Genomic DNA, 17284 nt, shown 5'->3' with positions numbered 1-17284 from the left:
TCTCCATCCCCATTATTCAGCAAATAACGCCAAAACCGTGAACACACAACAAATAGCTATTATTTATATAGTTTATATTCGCCTTCTGCTCGCCCCGGGAACGACTCCGGAAGGCGAAAGAGCTCGACCTTCTCCGAGAAGCCCTTGAGCGCGTGCCAGCCCACCGAGACGGCCTCGGCCTGAGCCTCGCACCGGAATGCATCGGACATCAGGAGCGGGACGCGAAGATCTCCGCATGCCGTTTGGATGCGGCTGACCAGATTCACGTCGGGACCGATCAACGTGAAATCGAGGCGGCGACCGGATCCGATATTGCCGTAGCTGACTTCGCCATGGTGCAGGGCGATCCCGACGTTGAGAGCGATATCGCCGAACTCGAATTTATCGATCTCACGCAGAATGTCCTTGGCGGCGATCAATGCCGAAGCGCTACTGCGGGCCGGATCATAGCCAGGAAAGAACGCAAGGACGGCATCGCCCATAAATTTCAGAACTTCGCCGCCTTCGCGCGTGATGGCGGGAATGACCTTGTCGAAATAGGCGTTGAGCAACTCGAGCACGCTGTTGCTTGGCAGCCTGTTGGATATCTCCGTGAACCCGCGCAGATCGCAAAGCAGAAGAGCCGCCTCAATGGACTCGATCTCGCCCTGCCGGACTCGCCCGGCAAGGATGCGCTGCGCTGTGAGCGGACCGATATAGGTGTCGAGCAGGCTGAGTTCGACTTGACGCATCACCCGCAATTCGCAGGTGTTGCGCAACGCCGGGAGGATCCGCTCGAGAGCCTGGATTTCGGCAGGTGTAAAGCCGCCGGGCCGCCGGGTCCCGAAGGCAGCCGCGCTCACCGGCCCGTCGGCATTGCAAAGAGGCGCGATCATCAATTGCACGAGGCCACGGCCTGCAAAGATATCGATATCCTGCCAGCGGCCGTGCATGCTGTCACCCAGCCCGACAACCAGCGGCTCGCGGCTGTCCATGACCTTGCGCAAAGGACTGCTGGCAAAGGTCTGGCGCGCGCTGTGTTCGCGATCGTGGATCTCGACCGGATCGCCCGGAGCCCAGGCAAGCGTACGGCCAATCAGTTCCGGATGAAGCGTCATGAGATGAAGCGTCATGCGATCGATAGGCAGTCCGAGTGCCAGTAGGCGGCGGCCGAGGGTGGAGATCAGGCCGGGCTCATCGAGCGCATGGCATTCATCGCCGGAGAGCCACTCGATCAACGACAGCAGTGAGTTTGTATTGCCTGCTACGCGATCTGTCTTTGAGGGGCGGGTCTCGGTTTCGATTTGGAGGATGCGGTTCATGGCGTTTCTCCCTGGTGGCGGAGTGAGGCGCTAGTGAGCGCCGCCCCCGGACAGATGACCCGGCTTCTTCAGCAGCAGCGTTGCGAGCAGTGCGACGAGCAATGCAGCACCGAGCACGAAGAATGTGTCGCTGAAGGCCATGATGTTGGCCTGCTTGCGCAGCTTGAGCGCGATGGCGACGACGGCCTTGTTGGTGGCAACGGCCTGATCGCTGACACCGTGACTCATGAAGTAGGCGGTCAGTTTCGCTACACGATCCCGAGTGGCTTCTTCGAAGACCGAGATCGAATTCGTCAGGATATTCGAATGGAATTGCTCGCGCTTGCTCAGAAAGGTCTGCAGGCTTGCGATGCCGACGGCGCCTCCGAGGTTACGCATCATGTTGAAGAGCGCGGATGCGGAACCTGCATTTTCCTGTTCGATGCCCGCTGTTGCGACGGCCGAGAGCGGCGCGAAGACAAGCGCCTGCCCGACGGCGCGGATGACGTTTGGCCAGAAGAGCTGGTCACTCGCATAGTCGGCGGTCATGTAGACATTCATGAAATTCGAAGCGGCAAACAGCGCAAAACCGAAGGCGATCAGTAAGCGAACGTCAAAACGCTTCATCAGGCGGGGCACCAGCGGGATCAACAGCAGCTGCGGAATGCCCGTCCAGGCGAGGACCATGCCGATCTGCTCGGAATTGTAGCCCTGGATGCGCGACAGATAGATTGGAAGAACGAAGGCAGAGCCATAAAGGGCGATCCCAAGCAGGACGTTCGCCACAATCCCGAAGCCGAAGTTGCGACGGACGAGGAGCCTGAGGTTTAGCAGCGGATGGGCGGTCTTCAGCTCGATAATGAGGAACAGCGTCAACGACACGACAGCGATGATCGACAGGCGGACGATGAAATCCGATCCGAACCAGTCCTCCTTGTTCCCCTCTTCCAACACCGTCTGCAGGGCGGCAAGGCCGATTGCCATGGTGATGATGCCCGGCCAATCGCCCTTGGCGAGCAGACCGAGTTTCATCGGAGCGCGATCGAGCGACGCCCAGAGCATTCCCACCATGAGCAAACCGGGAACCAGATTGACGTAGAAGATGAACTCCCAGCCGTAGTTCTCGGTCAGATATCCGCCGATGGTAGGCCCGATGGCAGGAGCAAAGGTCGCCGAGAGGGCAAAGAGGGCCAGACCGATCGGCTGCTTGGGCTTCGGCAGAAGCGTGATGATGATGGTGAACGCCATGGGGATCAGCACGCCGCCCGCAAAGCCCTGAACGGCGCGCAGCACGATCATCTGCTGGAGGTTCGCCGCGAAAGCACAGGCGACGGAAAATAGCAGGAACAAAATGGCGTTGGTCAGGAGATACTTGCGGACGGAAAAGACCTGAGCAAGCCAACCGCTGAGAGGGATGACCACGATCTCCGCAATCAGGTAGGAGGTCGAAATCCAGCCACCGTCGTCCTTGCCCGCGCCGATCGCACCCTGGATATCCGCGAGCGAAGCGTTGACGATCTGGATATTGAGGACGGCCATGAACGCGCCGAGCGTCGAACCGACGACGGCGCTCCACATGCGAAAGGCGCTCATCGCAGCTGCGGGCTTCGGAGCCGCAGCGTCCACTGGACGCGGGCTGGAATTGTTGGCGACGATCTGAAGTGTAGCCATGACGTCTCTCCTTCCGGCTATGCGGAAACAATCTCATGACGAGGTTCGGCTGATAATTCGGGAAAGGAGGGAAGGATCATCCAGTCAGGCTGGATAATCCTTCCCGGTACCACCTACCTGACGGCCGCTTTGGTATCGATCTCAGGCTCGACGGACATTCCGGCGCGAAGCAAACCGCTCACTTTCTCGTCGTCGATGACGATCTTTACCGGGATGCGCTGGACGATCTTGGTGAAGTTGCCGGTCGCATTGTCAGGGGGTAGCAGTGAGAACTCCAGCCCGCTCGCTGGTGAAATACTGTCGACATGGCCCTTGATTTCCACGTCGGGGAAACTGTCCACCTTGACCTCGACAGGCTGCCCGGCGCGTACATGAGTGAGCTGTGTTTCCTTGAAGTTGGCGACGACATAGACGGAATGCAGCGGCACGACCGCCATCAACTGCGTCCCCGAGGTTACGAACTGTCCGACTCGAATGGTGCGGGCGCCGACGGTGCCGTCGACCGGAGCGATGATCTGTGTATAGGAAAGGTTAAGTTCAGCCTGATGCTGGGCGGCGGCGGCGCGCTCACGCTGCGCGACAGCCTGCTCGCGCTGTGTCTGAAGAACGGGCACCTTCTTTTCCGCGGCGACCAGCGCGGCCCGATCCCGTTCAAGTGCCGCCTGCGCCTGATCGCGAAGTGATTGGCTCTGTTCCGCCCGCGACTGCGTACCGGCACCATTGGTGATCAGCCGTTGCGAACGGGCCGCATCGGAGCGAGCAAAATCCAGCGTCGCCAGTGATGCATCGATCGTCGCCCTGGCCTGGCCGATGATCGACTGCTGCAGTTCGATCTGCGCATCGAGATTTGTGATGGCTGCAGTTGCGGCCTTGACGTCGGCCTTGACCTGGGACAATGCGGCCTGATGGTCGCGATCGTCGATCTTGGCGAGCACCTGCCCAGCCTTGACTGCATCGTTATCACCGACAAGGACTGCGGCGACATAGCCCGAGACCTTCGGTGCAACGGTCGTATAGTCGGCCTTCACATAGGCATCATCAGTGGATTCGATGAAACGGCCAACCGTCCAATAGTGATGGCCGTAGTCCGCCACAAAGGCGGCACCGGCAAGAAACGCGGCAGCCAAGATCGTCCGCTTAACGAGCTTGCGACCCTTCTTGCCTTTGGCTTCGACGGCAGAGGCAACGTCCGCTGCCGGTGCAGCCGGGGCTTCGGTGACCCTTGCAACCTCGGGCTCGCCGGCCGCCTCGAAGGCTTCCTTGCGGGGTAATTCGACCATTGTCCTTCTCCAGTGGTTTGCCTCGTCAGGCGAGGCTAAATTCGATGAGACAGACAATGCGTCGTTACGCGCGATCTGATAATCTGCTTAAATCGGGAAGGATCATCAACTCAGAGCGGATAATCTAGGGGGTGCAATGGATCGGCTGACGAGCCTCACAGTCTTTGGTCGCGTGGTGGAGTGCGGCGGCTTTTCAGCGGCCGCGCGCCGTCTCAACATGTCGGTGACGATGGTCGGCAACCACGTGCAGTCCCTCGAGGACAGGCTGGGCGTCAGGTTGCTCAACCGCACCACGCGCAAGGTCAGCCTCACGGAAACCGGCAAGTACTACTACGAACGCTCGGCTCAGATACTTGCCGATCTCGAGGAAGCCGACAGCACGGCCGGTGCAATGAGCTCGACACCGCGCGGCACGCTCAAGGTCTATACCAGCGCGGCCATCGTCCGCTTCCTGCTGCCCGTCGTCAGCGAGTATCTTGAGCTATATCCCTCGATCGCGCTCGACCTGAGTGTTGGGGAGAGGATGATCGATATGGTCGAGGAAGGTTACGACCTCGTGATCCGCACCGTGCCGCCACCGGATTCGAGCCTTGTTGTCAGGAAGTTGACGCCATGGCGCCATATCCTGGTCTGCTCGCCGAACTACCTTGAGAACCATCCGGCGCCACAGGTCCCGGCGGATTTGGCAAATCACAACTGCCTCCAATATACGTATTACCCCTACGGAGACGAATGGCGCTTCGAAGATGCAGATGGCGCCCAGATGAGTGTGAAGATTGGCGGCAACGTCGTATCCAACAGTGCCGAGACCCTGCGGCACCTCACGACGACGGGCCAGGGCATATTCCTGGCACCAAGTTTCGTTGTGTTTGATGACATCGCCTCCGGACGATTTGTCCGGGTCATGCGCGACTATCGCGCCGTCGAGTTCAGCATCAATGCCATCTATCCGAACCGCAACCACTTGCCGACGAAAGTTCGCCTGTTCATCGACCTCCTCGCGGAGCGCTTCGCGGAGCACCGGAAATGGATGACGTGAGGGCCTTGGTCAGTTCGTGTTCTGCGTCGGCGGCGGTGCGGTGCTGGGGCTGCTTGCCCCTGCCGGTGCTCTCGGTGCAGGGCTGGTGCCACCGCCCGTCCAAACGCTGAACGCCAAGAGGACCGCGGCAACCACGAAGGCGACAGCGCCCAGCAACGCCCAGGCGGACAGGCTGCGCCCTTCTCGGGACAGCGCCGTTTCCTGCGCTTCGTAAGCAGTTTGCCGATCGCTGGAATGATTGTCCGGCCTGTTGTCATTGGCGGTCATCATTGCACCTCTGGCAACGAAACGCCGGCGGCGTTCGCCAAGTTCCAAGAGATCAGATCAGAGGATCCCGTCCTTCGGCAACGGCGAGGTTCAGTTCGCGGGCGATGTCCTCCGCGTCCCTCTTGCTAAGGCCGACGAAATCCCTTCCGTCCGTTGCCGCCGGCAAGGACGTCAAGGTATCGACGATCGTCCACCTGCCACGCGGCTCCTGACGGATTTCGTAACGGGGAAGATCCTCGGATGGACAAGCTTCATCTGTCACGTTCTTACCGCTACCTCAGAGTGCTCCTGGGCCACATCTGGCGCGATGCATGGCTTTTGCAAGGCATCTCTGCCTACGCCTTTACATCCGGAACGTTCGCTTTCAATTCCTTGAGCCATATCCGGGCGTTGCCGTCCGACGGCGCGCGCCAATCTCCGCGGGGAGACAGGGAACCACCCGACGTCACCTTCGGGCCGTTCGGCGATGCCGACCGCTTGAACTGGCTGATCGTGAAGAACCGAAAGAGGAAGACCTCCATCCAGTGCTTGATGACAGGCAGATCGAAACTGCGGCGCTTGTCGGCGGGGAAATGCGGCGGCCAGACGCCGACCTCGGCGTCCCGCCAGGCATTGTAGGCAAGGAAGGCGATTTTCGACGGGCGAAGCCCGAAACGAGTCGTGTAGTAGAGTGCGAAGTCGTGCAGATCGTATGGGCCGATCTTGTCCTCCGTGCTCTGCATGACGCCATTTTCATCGGCAGGCACCAGTTCCGGCGAAATCAGCGTGCCAAGAACGCTTTCCAATGTCGCATTGGCTTCCTCGTTGAAATCCCCTGAGCGGATCACCCAGCGGATCAGGTGCTGGATCAAGGTCTTGGGCACCGATGCGTTGACGTTGTAGTGGCTCATCTGGTCGCCAACGCCGTAGGTCGACCAGCCGAGGCCGATTTCCGACAGGTCTCCGGTTCCCAGCACCAGCGCGTTTCGCTGGTTTGCCGCACGGAACAGGAAGTCCGTGCGCAGGCCGGCCTGAACGTTTTCGAAGGTCGTATCGTAGAACGGCTCGCCGCCTGCGAAGGGATGCTTCAGATCCTTTAGCAACTGTAGCGCCAACGGCCTGATATCGACCTCCTCCGCCGTGACGCCCATGCTGCGCATCAAGGCCCAGGCGTTCGACTTGGTGGCGTCGCCCGTCGCAAATCCCGGCATGGTGAAGCAAAGAATATCCGAGCGCGGCCAGCCGAGCTGGTCGAAGGCACGCGCCGCGACGAGTAGCGCATGGGTGGAATCGAGCCCACCCGAAATGCCAATGCAAAGCCGCTTGATGCCGGTCGAGCGCAGCCGCTTCATCAGTCCCTGCACCTGGATGTTGAACGTCTCATAGCAATCCAGATCGAGGCGGCTTTCGTCAGCCGGCACGAAGGGGAAGCGCGCAACATGGCGTTTGAGGCCAATGTCGCCCTTCGGCTTCTTGAACTGGAACCCTACTCGCCGGAATTCGCGACCGGCGGTAAGAGTGAGCATCGCCGCATCATTGAACGTGCCCGTTCGCAGCCGCTCCAGCCGCAGTCTCTCGACATCGATGTCCGCAACGCACATTTGCGACGAAATTGGGAAGCGGTCGGTTTCGGCAAGCAGGCTGCCGAGCTCATAGATGCAGGCCTGGCCGTCCCAGGCGAGGTCCGTCGTCGATTCGCCGGGGCCGGCCGCCGAATAGACATAAGCCGACAAGCTGCGCGCCGATTGTGCCGAGCACAAAAGCTTGCGGGTCTCAGCCTTTCCGACCGTTATGTTGCTGGCCGAGAGATTTGCGAGAATCAATGCGCCGGCCAACGCGCCGAAATCGCTCGGCGGCGCCGGAGCCCAGAGGTCTTCGCAGATCTCGATATGGAAGATGAAATCATCCATGTCCTCGGCGGCGAAGACGAGATCCGTGCCGAATGGCACCACCTCGCCGGCGGCACGAATGCTCTCGCCTCGTACGTCTCGTCCCGACGCGAACCAGCGCTTCTCGTAGAATTCGCGATAGTTCGGGAGATGCATCTTCGGAACGACGCCGAGAATACGACCAGCGTGAATGGCGACCGCGCAGTTATAGAGCCGACCGCCACTCTGCAGCGGCGCGCCGACAAGAAGTACCGGCGTCAGGTCGCGACTTGCCCGGACGATATCGCCGATTGCAGCATCCACACCCCTGAGAAGCGCATCCTGCCCCAAAAGGTCGTCGATCGCGTAGCTGGAAATCCCGAGTTCGGGGAACACCATGAGGCCAACACCTTCGGCGTGTCCCTGCCGCGCCAGTTCCAACGTTGCCTGCGCGTTGAAATCGGGATCGCCGATCTCGCAATTCGGGGTGCAGGCCGCGACACGGACAAAACCTTGATCGTAAACCGAATAGAAATTCACCAATGCCTCCAGCAGTCACGCGCCTTATGACTGACCATTACATCCAAATGCCTCCGGGCAAAACCTGATCTCGCCCACCCGGCAATCTTATTCGACATCGCTCATGCAAGCGGTAAATAGTATCGTTTAAAATGAATGGCTTATCGACAGTTGTGACAATGTGAAAATCAACATCACTGCCCAGAATAAAATTACCAAACTGTCATAAAACTATGGAAGAGACAGCCTATATCGCTCGCGCGCACACTTCGATTTACCCTCTTCCAGAGCGATCAATGTCCAACTTTATCCGCGTCCGCGCCGGGCTGCTTCGGGAAACACATCCCGGTGAGCGTCGCGTTGCGTTGACGCCGGAGGACGTGCGGCGGCTTTCCAAGCGTGTGTCGGTTCGTTTCGAGCGCGGTTGCGGTGTCGGCGCGGGCCACGTTGATGAGGCCTATGTCGTCGCCGGCGGCGAACCGGCCGAGTTCGCTGATATGGTGCCCTCCTCGGACATATTCGTGAGCGTGCGGCAGCCGGCAACCACGCGGGTATTTCCAGCGACCGCGACCCTCGTTTTCCTTGGTTCGCACGCACCCCTGGCCACCCGTCTTCCCAGCGGAGCGCGACCGCTCCACCTCGACATCGCCCGCCTCTCCTGTGTGCAGGGGGTCAAGGGCGCCGACATCTCATCGAGACAAGCGGCAATCACCGGCCACGCCGCCGTCCTTGAGGCCGCCAGGCAGTTCGGCATTTCGCACCCAATGTTGATGGTGGACGGCAGCTTCGTGCGGCCGGTGAGAATGGCTGCCTTGGGCGGCGATGCTGCAAGCCTGCAGGCATTGGCGACCGCCCGTCGCCTCGGCGCACTGACTCATGGCTTTGGCCTTGCCAAGGATTCGCAGGACAAGATCGAACGGCTCGGGGCCAGATTTCTCGGCACGACCCTAGCTCCGATGCCCTTTCCCCGCGCATTGCCGGAGCAACAACTGGCACGGCTTCGCCGAGAGCTTTCGGATCCCCTCTCGAAGATGCAATTGATCACCACAAACGCCGTGATACCCGGTCAAACTGCCCCTCTCCTCCTCGACGAAGACATGCTTTCGCGGCTGAGTCCAGGAACGGTCATTGTCGACCTTGCCGCAGAAAACGGCGGAAATTGCGCACTGACGCGAGCCGACGAAGTCATCAACGTCTTCGGCGTGCGGATCATCGGCTCCACGACACTTGCGAGCCACGAGGCTGCCGAAGCGAGCCGGCATTTCAGTGAGGGTGTGAGAAACCTGCTGGAACACCTGATCAACACGGATGGTGTTCTTAGGCTCGATCCATCCGATCCCACCGCTGCCGCGCTGCTGAAAGAAGTGGCCAAAACGACGCGCGCGTCATCGTGATTCAGGCCCAGCGTTGACAAAAGGATGAGCCGCAGGGCGATGCAAATGCTGCGATGCAACAATATTATCCGGATGACATCCATATAAAAAACCCTTTGAATACCAAACTGTTACAGGTTGCATTAGCAACCCTCTTCTTGCGCAGAAAGTGACAGTTGCGATTGCGCAACACCCCGATTTCGCTTTGCAGCAAAACCCAATTTTTGACTGTATCTATTATTGATACATTTAACGGGAAATGTAATTTGGCGCTGCGGACGTACCGCGTTTCCCGCAAGGGCTTGTACGAAACAATTTGGGGTAGGTAGAGCCGGTTTCGGCAGTGATGACCTGTGCCCAATCGACAAAAGATTGGACTGAGAATGAACATTAAGATGATCCTTATGAGCTCGGCGGCGGCCCTGGCTGCCTTTACGAGCGCCCAGGCTGCTGACGCCATCGTTGCTGCTGAGCCGGAACCAGTTGAATACGTCCGCGTTTGCGACGCTTACGGCAGCGGCTACTTCTACATCCCGGGCACCGAAACCTGCCTGAAGATCAGCGGTTACATCCGTTTCCAGGTTAACGCCGGCCCGAATGCCAGCGCAACCACTGGCAACGGTACCTATGTTGCGAATGACTCCGACTGGGATGCCTACACCCGTGGTCAGGTCCAGTTCACCGCCAAGAGCGACACCGAATACGGCCCGCTCACCGGTGTTATCGTCCTGCAGACGAATGCCGACAACTCTAAGTCGCAGGCATCTTTGCTTGACTCCGCTTACATCGACATCGCTGGCTTCCGCGCCGGTCTGTTCTACAGCTGGTGGGACGATGGTCTCTCGGGCGAAACGGACGACATCGGCAGCAAGGTCACGCTACACAACTCCATCCGTTATCAGTACGAAGCTGAAAACTTCTACGCTGGCATCAGCGTTGACGAGCTGGAAGACGGCTACTTCAGCGCTGGTGAAAACCCGAACAACGTCGGCGTAGCAGTCGGCATCGGCGGCAAGGCTGGCATCTTCAGCTACCAGATCACGGCCGGCTACGACACAGATAACGAAGAAGGTGCCGTTCGCGCCATGGGTACCGTTGCCGTCGGCCCGGGCACCCTCGGCCTCGCAGCGATCTACTCCAGCGGCCCGAACTCCTACTATCAGACCGCCGAATGGGTTGTCGCGGCTGAGTACGCCATCAAGGCGACCGACAAGCTGAAGATCACCCCGGCCGCTCAGTACTACGGCAACTACGGCATCGTCGCGGGCGACTTCGACGACAACAACGACGCCTGGAAGGTCGGTGTCACAGTTGATTATCAGATCGTCGACAACCTCTACGCCAAGGCAACCGTCAATTACTTCGACTCGGACAAGGCTGACGACGTCACGACGGGCTTCTTCCGCCTCCAGCGCGCATTCTAACTAAAAAAGCGGCGCCGCGTTTCCGCCTCTCTCCGTTGCTAAAGTCACGGGGAAAGGCAGCGCGGCGCCGCGCTTTAAGAGTTCTGATCAGATTGACCTCCGATCAGTTAGGAGGGGTGGCACGGGTTCCCTGCCCGGCCGCCCCTTTCCAGTTTAAGGATGAAATTATTCGGCGGGGTGGCGATCGCGCACGAGGCTAGCATCCGCCGAGTGCTGATGTCCGGCAGATTTCTCGGCCTCGAGTCGACGCAGCTCCGCCACACTGTCCTCGATGGTCACCGAACCAAGCATGTCGACGACAGCCTGCTCCGCTCGATCACACAGAAACTCCGAAAGGTCGCCGATATTCTCACCCACGAGTCCCTCATGCGGAATATCGTGCCGAGTCGCCCAGATCTTCTTGTCACCGGTCACGGCGGCATAGATCTGGCTGAGCAAAATCTGGTCACGTGGTCGTGCCAAACGAATGCCCCCCTTGCCGCCCTGGGAGGTAGCAAGAATTCCGTTCTCATTGAGCGGAAGCAACAGCTTGCGGACAAAGCTTGCGCTTGTATCGAGCCCTTGCGCAAGTGATTGGCTCGTGGTGCGGAGATTGGCCTCTTCATTGACGGCAACGCTGATGACAATCTGTAAAGCGGTCGAAAAGCGCGTGTCGATCATGCTGAGCTGAGGCCTTGCGTCGGAAGCCGGAGAGCACAGATATTTACCGCTAAAACTCATTGTCAAGAACGCGTGGTTGAAATCACGCCAACTTGACTGAAACCTCGACAGGCGCGTGTACGACCACCGTACGATGTGTACTGCGAAATGAGCCAAAAGCCGGGCCGCGGGGGCCGCACCCTTCAGACTCCTCCCGAGGTCCCATCACGTGATTTCGATTTTACGCCGAGACTTACCTGCAATACGCTTCCTTCCGCTAGAAATTTCAACCGGGGAGAGACGCCATGAGACGCAGGTTTGCCTATATCGCGGCCGCTTTGGCCTTTTCAGCGGTCGGGGTCCATGCTCAGGACGCCGCCATGAGTTTCTTCGTGACCAGTGTAAATCCAGGCAAGGGTGGCGATCTCGGTGGTCTCGCCGGTGCGGACGCCTATTGCAACACGCTTGCCACGGCCGCTGGCTCGACGGGCAAGACCTGGAAAGCCTATCTTTCCACCGACGCCGAAAATGCAAAGGACCGCATTGGCTCTGGGCCCTGGTATAACGCCAAAGGCGAAAAGATCGCCGACGACGTGGCCTCTCTGCACAGCGACAAGAACAACCTGACCAAGCAGACCGCGCTCAATGAGAAGGGCGAAATCATCAACGGCCGAGGCGACACGCCGAACCGGCACGACATGCTCACCGGTTCGAAAGCCGATGGCACTGCGGCGCCGGAGACATGCGGCAACTGGACGATGGGCGGCGCTGAAGGTGTCGCGATCGTCGGCCACAGCGACCGAACAGGCCTTGATGACTCCGCCCAAGCGAAGTCGTGGAACTCCTCGCACCCGACACGCGGCGGCTGCACCGTCAAAGCCTTCAATGGGACTGGTGGCGACGGCCTGTTCTACTGCTTCGCAGCGAATTGATCGCATAGAGGACAGCGCATTCAAGGCTCGTAGTCTGGGACGATGCCGTGCTCTAAAGCCAGCCGATACGCCGAAGCACCCAGAGCGTCGCAACGGATGTGATCGTCACGAATACGACAATGATGATGAAAGCCCAGGTGTCGTTGACCCCCGGAATGCCTCCGACATTCATTCCGAACAAGCCGGCCACGACACTCGGAGGCAGTAGCAACGCCGCCAGCGCCGCCAGCCGGTTGGAATTGCGCGCGATGCGCTCGCTGATCACCGTCGAAAGGTCGTCGTGCAGAATACCCGTACGGTCGCGGATGGCATCGAGGTACTCGATGAAGCGCATCAGCTTGTCGATCACCTCGCGCATCCGCAGCTTGTCGCGCTCCAGCAGCCATGGCGCATCATCATGCTCGATGCGGTTCAACGCATCGCGCTGCGGCGCCAGATAGCGGCGAAGCTGGACAGAACGCCGACGCAGCAGCTTGAGGCGTTCGCGCACTTGGCCTGCCTCGCCGTGAAAGATCATCTCGTCAAGCTCGTCCACCTCCTCGTCCATGGAGTCGAGCACTGGCTCCAGGTCGCGCACAAGCTTGTCGCCGATCAACGCCAGCAGGTCACCGGTGCGTAGCGGGCCCTTGCCTTTCTGGAGCGCCTGGCGAATGTCGCGAAGGGCGGTAATGTAGTGACCGCTGTCCCGCAGCGAAATCACCTTGTTCGCATCGACCCACATATGGAGCGGCACGAGATCGATGTCGGTCTGCTTTTCCGACGCTTCGTCCGGCGCAGTCGCACAGACGCCGCGAAGGATGATCAGCAGGCCATCGTTGACTGGCTCGACGCGAGGCCGTGTTTCCTCTTCGAGAAGAGCTTCGGTCACGAAGCTATCGAGACCGCTTTCCCGGTTGACCCAATTGGCCGCCGCCGCATGGTCGCGCTCGAGGTGCAGCCAGATGATCCCATCTTCCGGCTTCCACATTTGCGCCCGGGCAATGTCCAACTGCGTGCAGCCGCCACACCCGTCCAAGAGCAGGGCGAAGCGTAATCCCGGCTCCGCGCCATAGGTCAGCTTAGAGGTAACTGCCGTCTCCATCGCGCCCCGCATATAGCTAGAGGGAACCAAAAAATGCAGCCGACACAAAAGCTTGGCACCGGAGATTCTAGCAGGTCGCGATAAAGGCGCAAGACCGGCGGAATCGGCACCGGGATTCGGCAGCCACCGGCTTCGGTGCTTAAAATAGGTCGCCTTCCTCTGCCAAGGCGATTTCAACGCCGGTCAGATTAGCGTATTATTCCAGTGCAACCGTGCGGGCCGATCCATGAAGGAGGGCCAGATTGATCACGACAACCACCGACGACCGCAACTGGTCACAAGGCTTCAGCGCATCTCACGATGGTGCGGCTCCACGCAACGTTCGTGATCTCACCAGCCATGCCGATATTGTCGTGCTGCTGCCCGATCCAGCCTCGGCACAAACCTGCCTCGATCTGGCCGACGACGCGGCCGATGCCGTGCAGGACAACATTGCCGCCGTGCACATCGGTGCCGATCCACTGTCGATGCTCGTATCCGCCGAGGAAATCGAACTGCAAATGATGCGCGACCTGGAGGAAGGTTCGACGCACGAGCGGTACGAACACGTCAGGCAGCTGTTCGAGGAGTGGAAATTGCATGCGCCTCACCGGCAAGACCTGATGCTCGGCGATTGCCAGGGCGATCTGCGCCGCTGCGTCAGCACTGTCTGCCGGAATGCATCGCTTGTCGTAACGCCCTACAGAGGCAATCTCGACGCTCGTGATGCCTTTCACGATGTCCTCTTTCATGAAGGCAAGCTGGTGCTGGTCCCCCCAGCCAGTGGCTATCGGGGGCACCTGCTGGACCACGTCCTCGTTGGCTGGAAGCCGCATGACCACGCACGACGGACAATGGTCGCCGCAAGGCCCTGGCTTGCCGCCGCCAACCGCATCACGGTGCTCTGCGTCGATGACAAACCGAACAGGCAGTACGAGAAGTCGGCCAGGGAAATCTGCCATCAGCTGGGGCTGGATGCCGAGATTGTCGTTACCTCGTCATCGGGCCGCTCGGTCGGCAACACCATCCTCGACTTTGGCACGTCGACGAACGCCACCTGCATTCTGATCGGTGCGTTCAAGCACGGTTATCTGCTCGAGCTGCTTCTCGGCCGCGTCACCTATCGCCTGCTGTCCCATGCCACTATTCCTCTACTTATGAGCCATTGATGGAGCCGACTAGACCGGCGCTTGATCGACGCCGCGCGCGACAAGGCGCGGAACGCTTCGTGCGGGTCAAACCGCCTGTTCACGCAGACAGCTAGGAGGCGAATATGTCCCGAATATTCAATGAAAATTTGCGTTCACGGATCATGACGGCCGAGGACGCGGCATCGCTGATAACCAGCGGCTCGACGGTGGGGATGAGCGGCTTTACCGGATCGGGTTATCCGAAATCAGTACCGCTTGCACTTGCGGCCAAGATCGAAGCAGAGCATGCGGGGGGCAATCCTTTCCATCTTCGTGTCTGGACTGGCGCCTCCACCGGTCCCGAACTCGACGGCGCGCTCGCCCGAGTGAACGGCATCGAGTTTCGACTGCCCTACAACTCTGATCCATACGCCCGCGAAAAGATCAACCGAGGCGAAATGGAATACTTCGATATGCATCTTTCTCAGGTCGCGCCCATGGCCTGGCAGGGCTTTCTCGGCCCCCTTGATACCGCGATTGTCGAAGTCTCCGGCATTCGCGCCGATGGCTCGCTTATTCCGTCCTCCTCGGTCGGCAACAACAAGACCTGGCTCGACCGCGCAGAGAAGGTCATACTCGAGGTCAATCGTTGGCAGAGTCCGGCGCTCGAAGGCATGCACGACATCTATTATGGCACGGCACTGCCGCCGCACCGGGTCCCGATACCGTTGGTTCGGCCGGATGACCGGATCGGCGAAACGGCGTTCCGCTGCGATCCCGACAAGATCGTCGCTATTGTCGAGACCGATGCGCCGGATCGCAACTTGCCCTTTACGCCGCCGGACGACGCCGCCAAGGCCATTGCCGGCCACCTGCTGGAATTCTTCGGTCACGAAGTTGCCAAGGGGCGTTTGCAGGCTTCGCTTCTGCCAATCCAGTCCGGCGTCGGCAATATCGCCAATGCCGTGCTGACTGGCTTGATCGACAGCCCTTTCGAGAACATGACGGCATTTACCGAGGTCATCCAGGACGGCATGCTCGACCTGCTCGATGCCGGTAAGCTCAGGATGGCTTCCGCGACCGCCTTCTCACTCAGCCCGGAGGCGGCACGTCGTCTTAACGAGAACATGCCAACCTATCGTGACAGGATGGTGCTGCGGCCGCAGGAGATCAGCAATCATCCCGAACTGATCCGCCGTCTTGCCTGTCTTGCGATGAATGGCCTGATCGAGGCTGATATCTACGGCAATGTTAACTCGACCCACATCATGGGCTCGCGCATCCAGAACGGTATCGGCGGCTCCGGGGATTTTGCGCGCAATGCCTATATCTCCATTTTCATGACTCCATCGACTGCCAAGGGCAGCAAGATTTCTGCGATTGTGCCGCAGGCAAGTCGTGTCGATCACATCAACCAGGACGTCCAGGTGCTGGTGACGGAACAGGGCCTTGCGGATCTGCGCGGGCTTTCGCCGAAGCAACGCGCGCGGACGATCATCGACAACTGTTCCCATCCCACCTACCGGCCCGCTCTTCTTGACTATTTCGAGCGCGCGCTTGCCGGCTCTTACGGTTTACAAACCCCAACCTTGCCGAAGGAAGCCTTGTCGTGGCACCAGCGCTTTATCGATACCGGCTCGATGTTGTGACGGAGCCAGGTTGCCATCCAAGCCATTGTTGTACGCTGGTGGCCGCTGTCTGCGCAAAGCCGTCAGTTGCCAATGATCGCCCCAAGCGGACGCGTTCCGTTCCGCGATGGGTGTTGCCGTTGAATCGGGTGTTGGCAGGAGAGAATTCGCCGGCCGCCCTTTATGAAGCGATCGACGCCGTAAGGTCTGATTTCTCCTCGGTCCGGAGGTTGCCGCATTCGTGCTGACTGACGATGTTGTGTGAAAGATCGCCGGATCCTCGGCGGTCAGACCGTTGCGAGACTGCAGAACTGACTATACGTTTCGTCATCCAACCTCGACGGGAGCGGAAAATGCAAATTGATCTTACTGGTAAGAGGGCGCTGGTCACAGGATCAACGGAAGGCATCGGCTACGCAATTGCCCGCCAGCTTTCAAGGGCTGGAGCGGATGTCGTTGTCAACGGCCGGTCCGAAGACAAAACCGCAAAGGCCGCCGCACGGCTCAAGAGCGAAGGTCCCGGTGGCAAAGTCAAGTCTGCTGCCGCCGACCTCTCAACCGCCGAGGGGTGTGCAGCGCTTGTCGCCCAAATTCCTCAGGTAGACATCCTGATTAACAACGCGGGCATCTTCCAGCCAATCGACTTTTTCGACGCTGAGGACGAGGTCTGGGATCGACACTGGCAGGTCAACGTCATGTCCACCGTCAGGCTCTCCCGCGCCTATCTCCCAGGCATGCAGAAGTTAAACTGGGGCCGCGTGATATTCCTGGCCTCCGAATCCGGTTTCAACATTCCGGTCGAGATGATCCACTATGGCGTCAGCAAGACCGCCGACATCGCGGTTGCCCGTGGTCTCGCCAAGCGCATGGCCGGCACGGGCATCACAGTGAACTCCGTCCTCCCTGGGCCCACGCTTTCCGAAGGCGTAGAAACGATGCTTGCCGAAGAGCAAGCTAGAACCGGACTGCCGCTGGAGGAGGTCGCTGCCGCCTTCGTCAAGCAGCATCGCAGCAGCTCGATCATTCAACGTGCCGCCACCGTCGAGGAAGTCGCCAACTTGGTGACCTATCTTGCGTCGCCGTTCGCTTCCGCGACCACGGGCGCGTCCGTTCGCGTGGACGGTGGGGTCATCGACACTCTCTGACAGCAGACTTTTGCCGGGTTCGACCTGCCTGGAGCCACTACTCGGGAAGA

Annotated in this window: 15 protein-coding genes; 7 read left to right on the top strand and 8 right to left on the bottom strand. The window is 59.7% G+C overall.

The features are described from left to right. Positions 1-59: 59 nt before the first annotated feature. The 3 genes from AF71_RS17230 to AF71_RS17220 all read right to left on the bottom strand — a co-directional run bounded on the left by AF71_RS17230 (position 60) and on the right by AF71_RS17220 (position 4231). Positions 60-1301, bottom strand: coding sequence for an adenylate/guanylate cyclase domain-containing protein (locus tag AF71_RS17230; protein WP_018117229.1), 1242 nt, complete (start codon positions 1299-1301; stop codon positions 60-62). 30 nt (positions 1302-1331) lie between these two features. Further along, positions 1332-2951: an MDR family MFS transporter gene (locus AF71_RS17225; RefSeq protein WP_018857326.1), complete on the bottom strand. Its 1620-nt coding sequence runs from the start codon at positions 2949-2951 to the stop codon at positions 1332-1334. Between the two features lie 113 nt (positions 2952-3064). Beyond that, positions 3065-4231 (bottom strand): HlyD family secretion protein, encoded by a 1167-nt coding sequence (locus tag AF71_RS17220; RefSeq protein ID WP_018857325.1) that lies wholly within the window; start codon positions 4229-4231, stop codon positions 3065-3067. Positions 4232-4367: 136 nt separating this feature from the next. Here AF71_RS17220 and AF71_RS17215 point away from each other — a divergent pair, with 136 nt between their 5' ends. After that, on the top strand, positions 4368-5270 hold the full coding sequence (locus AF71_RS17215; protein ID WP_025660030.1) for a LysR family transcriptional regulator: 903 nt from the start codon (positions 4368-4370) through the stop codon (positions 5268-5270). Positions 5271-5279: 9 nt separating this feature from the next. Here AF71_RS17215 and AF71_RS17210 read toward each other — a convergent pair whose 3' ends face one another. The 3 genes from AF71_RS17210 to AF71_RS17200 all read right to left on the bottom strand — a co-directional run bounded on the left by AF71_RS17210 (position 5280) and on the right by AF71_RS17200 (position 7924). Further along, entirely contained in the window at positions 5280-5537 is a 258-nt protein-coding gene (locus AF71_RS17210; protein WP_245267954.1) for a hypothetical protein, read from the bottom strand. A gap of 52 nt (positions 5538-5589) precedes the next feature. Continuing rightward, on the bottom strand, positions 5590-5799 hold the full coding sequence (locus tag AF71_RS17205; RefSeq protein WP_018857322.1) for a hypothetical protein: 210 nt from the start codon (positions 5797-5799) through the stop codon (positions 5590-5592). Between the two features lie 73 nt (positions 5800-5872). Beyond that, on the bottom strand, positions 5873-7924 hold the full coding sequence (locus AF71_RS17200; protein WP_018857321.1) for an NAD(+) synthase: 2052 nt from the start codon (positions 7922-7924) through the stop codon (positions 5873-5875). 275 nt (positions 7925-8199) lie between these two features. Here AF71_RS17200 and AF71_RS17195 point away from each other — a divergent pair, with 275 nt between their 5' ends. Then, on the top strand, positions 8200-9297 hold the full coding sequence (locus AF71_RS17195) for an NAD/NADP transhydrogenase subunit alpha (RefSeq protein WP_018857320.1): 1098 nt from the start codon (positions 8200-8202) through the stop codon (positions 9295-9297). A gap of 362 nt (positions 9298-9659) precedes the next feature. Next, positions 9660-10700: a porin gene (locus AF71_RS17190; RefSeq protein WP_018857319.1), complete on the top strand. Its 1041-nt coding sequence runs from the start codon at positions 9660-9662 to the stop codon at positions 10698-10700. Positions 10701-10865: 165 nt separating this feature from the next. On the opposite strand, the gene AF71_RS17185 is transcribed toward AF71_RS17190, so the two are convergent. Beyond that, positions 10866-11360, bottom strand: a complete 495-nt coding sequence (locus AF71_RS17185; RefSeq protein WP_018117220.1) for an Rrf2 family transcriptional regulator — start codon at positions 11358-11360, stop codon at positions 10866-10868. A gap of 284 nt (positions 11361-11644) precedes the next feature. Here AF71_RS17185 and AF71_RS17180 point away from each other — a divergent pair, with 284 nt between their 5' ends. After that, a complete protein-coding gene (locus tag AF71_RS17180) occupies positions 11645-12271 on the top strand; it encodes a hypothetical protein (protein ID WP_169682257.1) in 627 nt (208 codons plus the stop codon). A gap of 52 nt (positions 12272-12323) precedes the next feature. Here the strand turns inward: AF71_RS17180 and AF71_RS17175 are convergent, their stop codons facing one another. Next, complete coding sequence (locus AF71_RS17175; protein WP_025660036.1) at positions 12324-13352, bottom strand: CorA family divalent cation transporter; 1029 nt, start codon at positions 13350-13352, stop codon at positions 12324-12326. A 242-nt stretch (positions 13353-13594) separates the two neighbouring features. On the opposite strand from AF71_RS17175, the gene AF71_RS17170 reads away from it, so the two are divergent. The 3 genes from AF71_RS17170 (at position 13595) to AF71_RS17160 (ending at position 17234) form a co-directional block, all read left to right on the top strand. Beyond that, positions 13595-14500: a universal stress protein gene (locus tag AF71_RS17170; protein ID WP_169682255.1), complete on the top strand. Its 906-nt coding sequence runs from the start codon at positions 13595-13597 to the stop codon at positions 14498-14500. Between the two features lie 104 nt (positions 14501-14604). Next, positions 14605-16110 (top strand): acetyl-CoA hydrolase/transferase family protein, encoded by a 1506-nt coding sequence (locus tag AF71_RS17165; protein ID WP_169682254.1) that lies wholly within the window; start codon positions 14605-14607, stop codon positions 16108-16110. Between the two features lie 332 nt (positions 16111-16442). Further along, positions 16443-17234, top strand: a complete 792-nt coding sequence (locus tag AF71_RS17160) for an SDR family oxidoreductase (protein WP_018857314.1) — start codon at positions 16443-16445, stop codon at positions 17232-17234. The last annotated feature ends 50 nt before the right edge of the window (positions 17235-17284 follow it).

The organism is Rhizobium sp. 57MFTsu3.2 (genome assembly GCF_012932765.1).
GTDB lineage: Bacteria > Pseudomonadota > Alphaproteobacteria > Rhizobiales > Rhizobiaceae > Rhizobium > Rhizobium altiplani.
The sequence above is the reverse complement of the archived record's forward strand: the minus strand, read 5'-3'. Positions and strand labels throughout refer to the sequence as shown.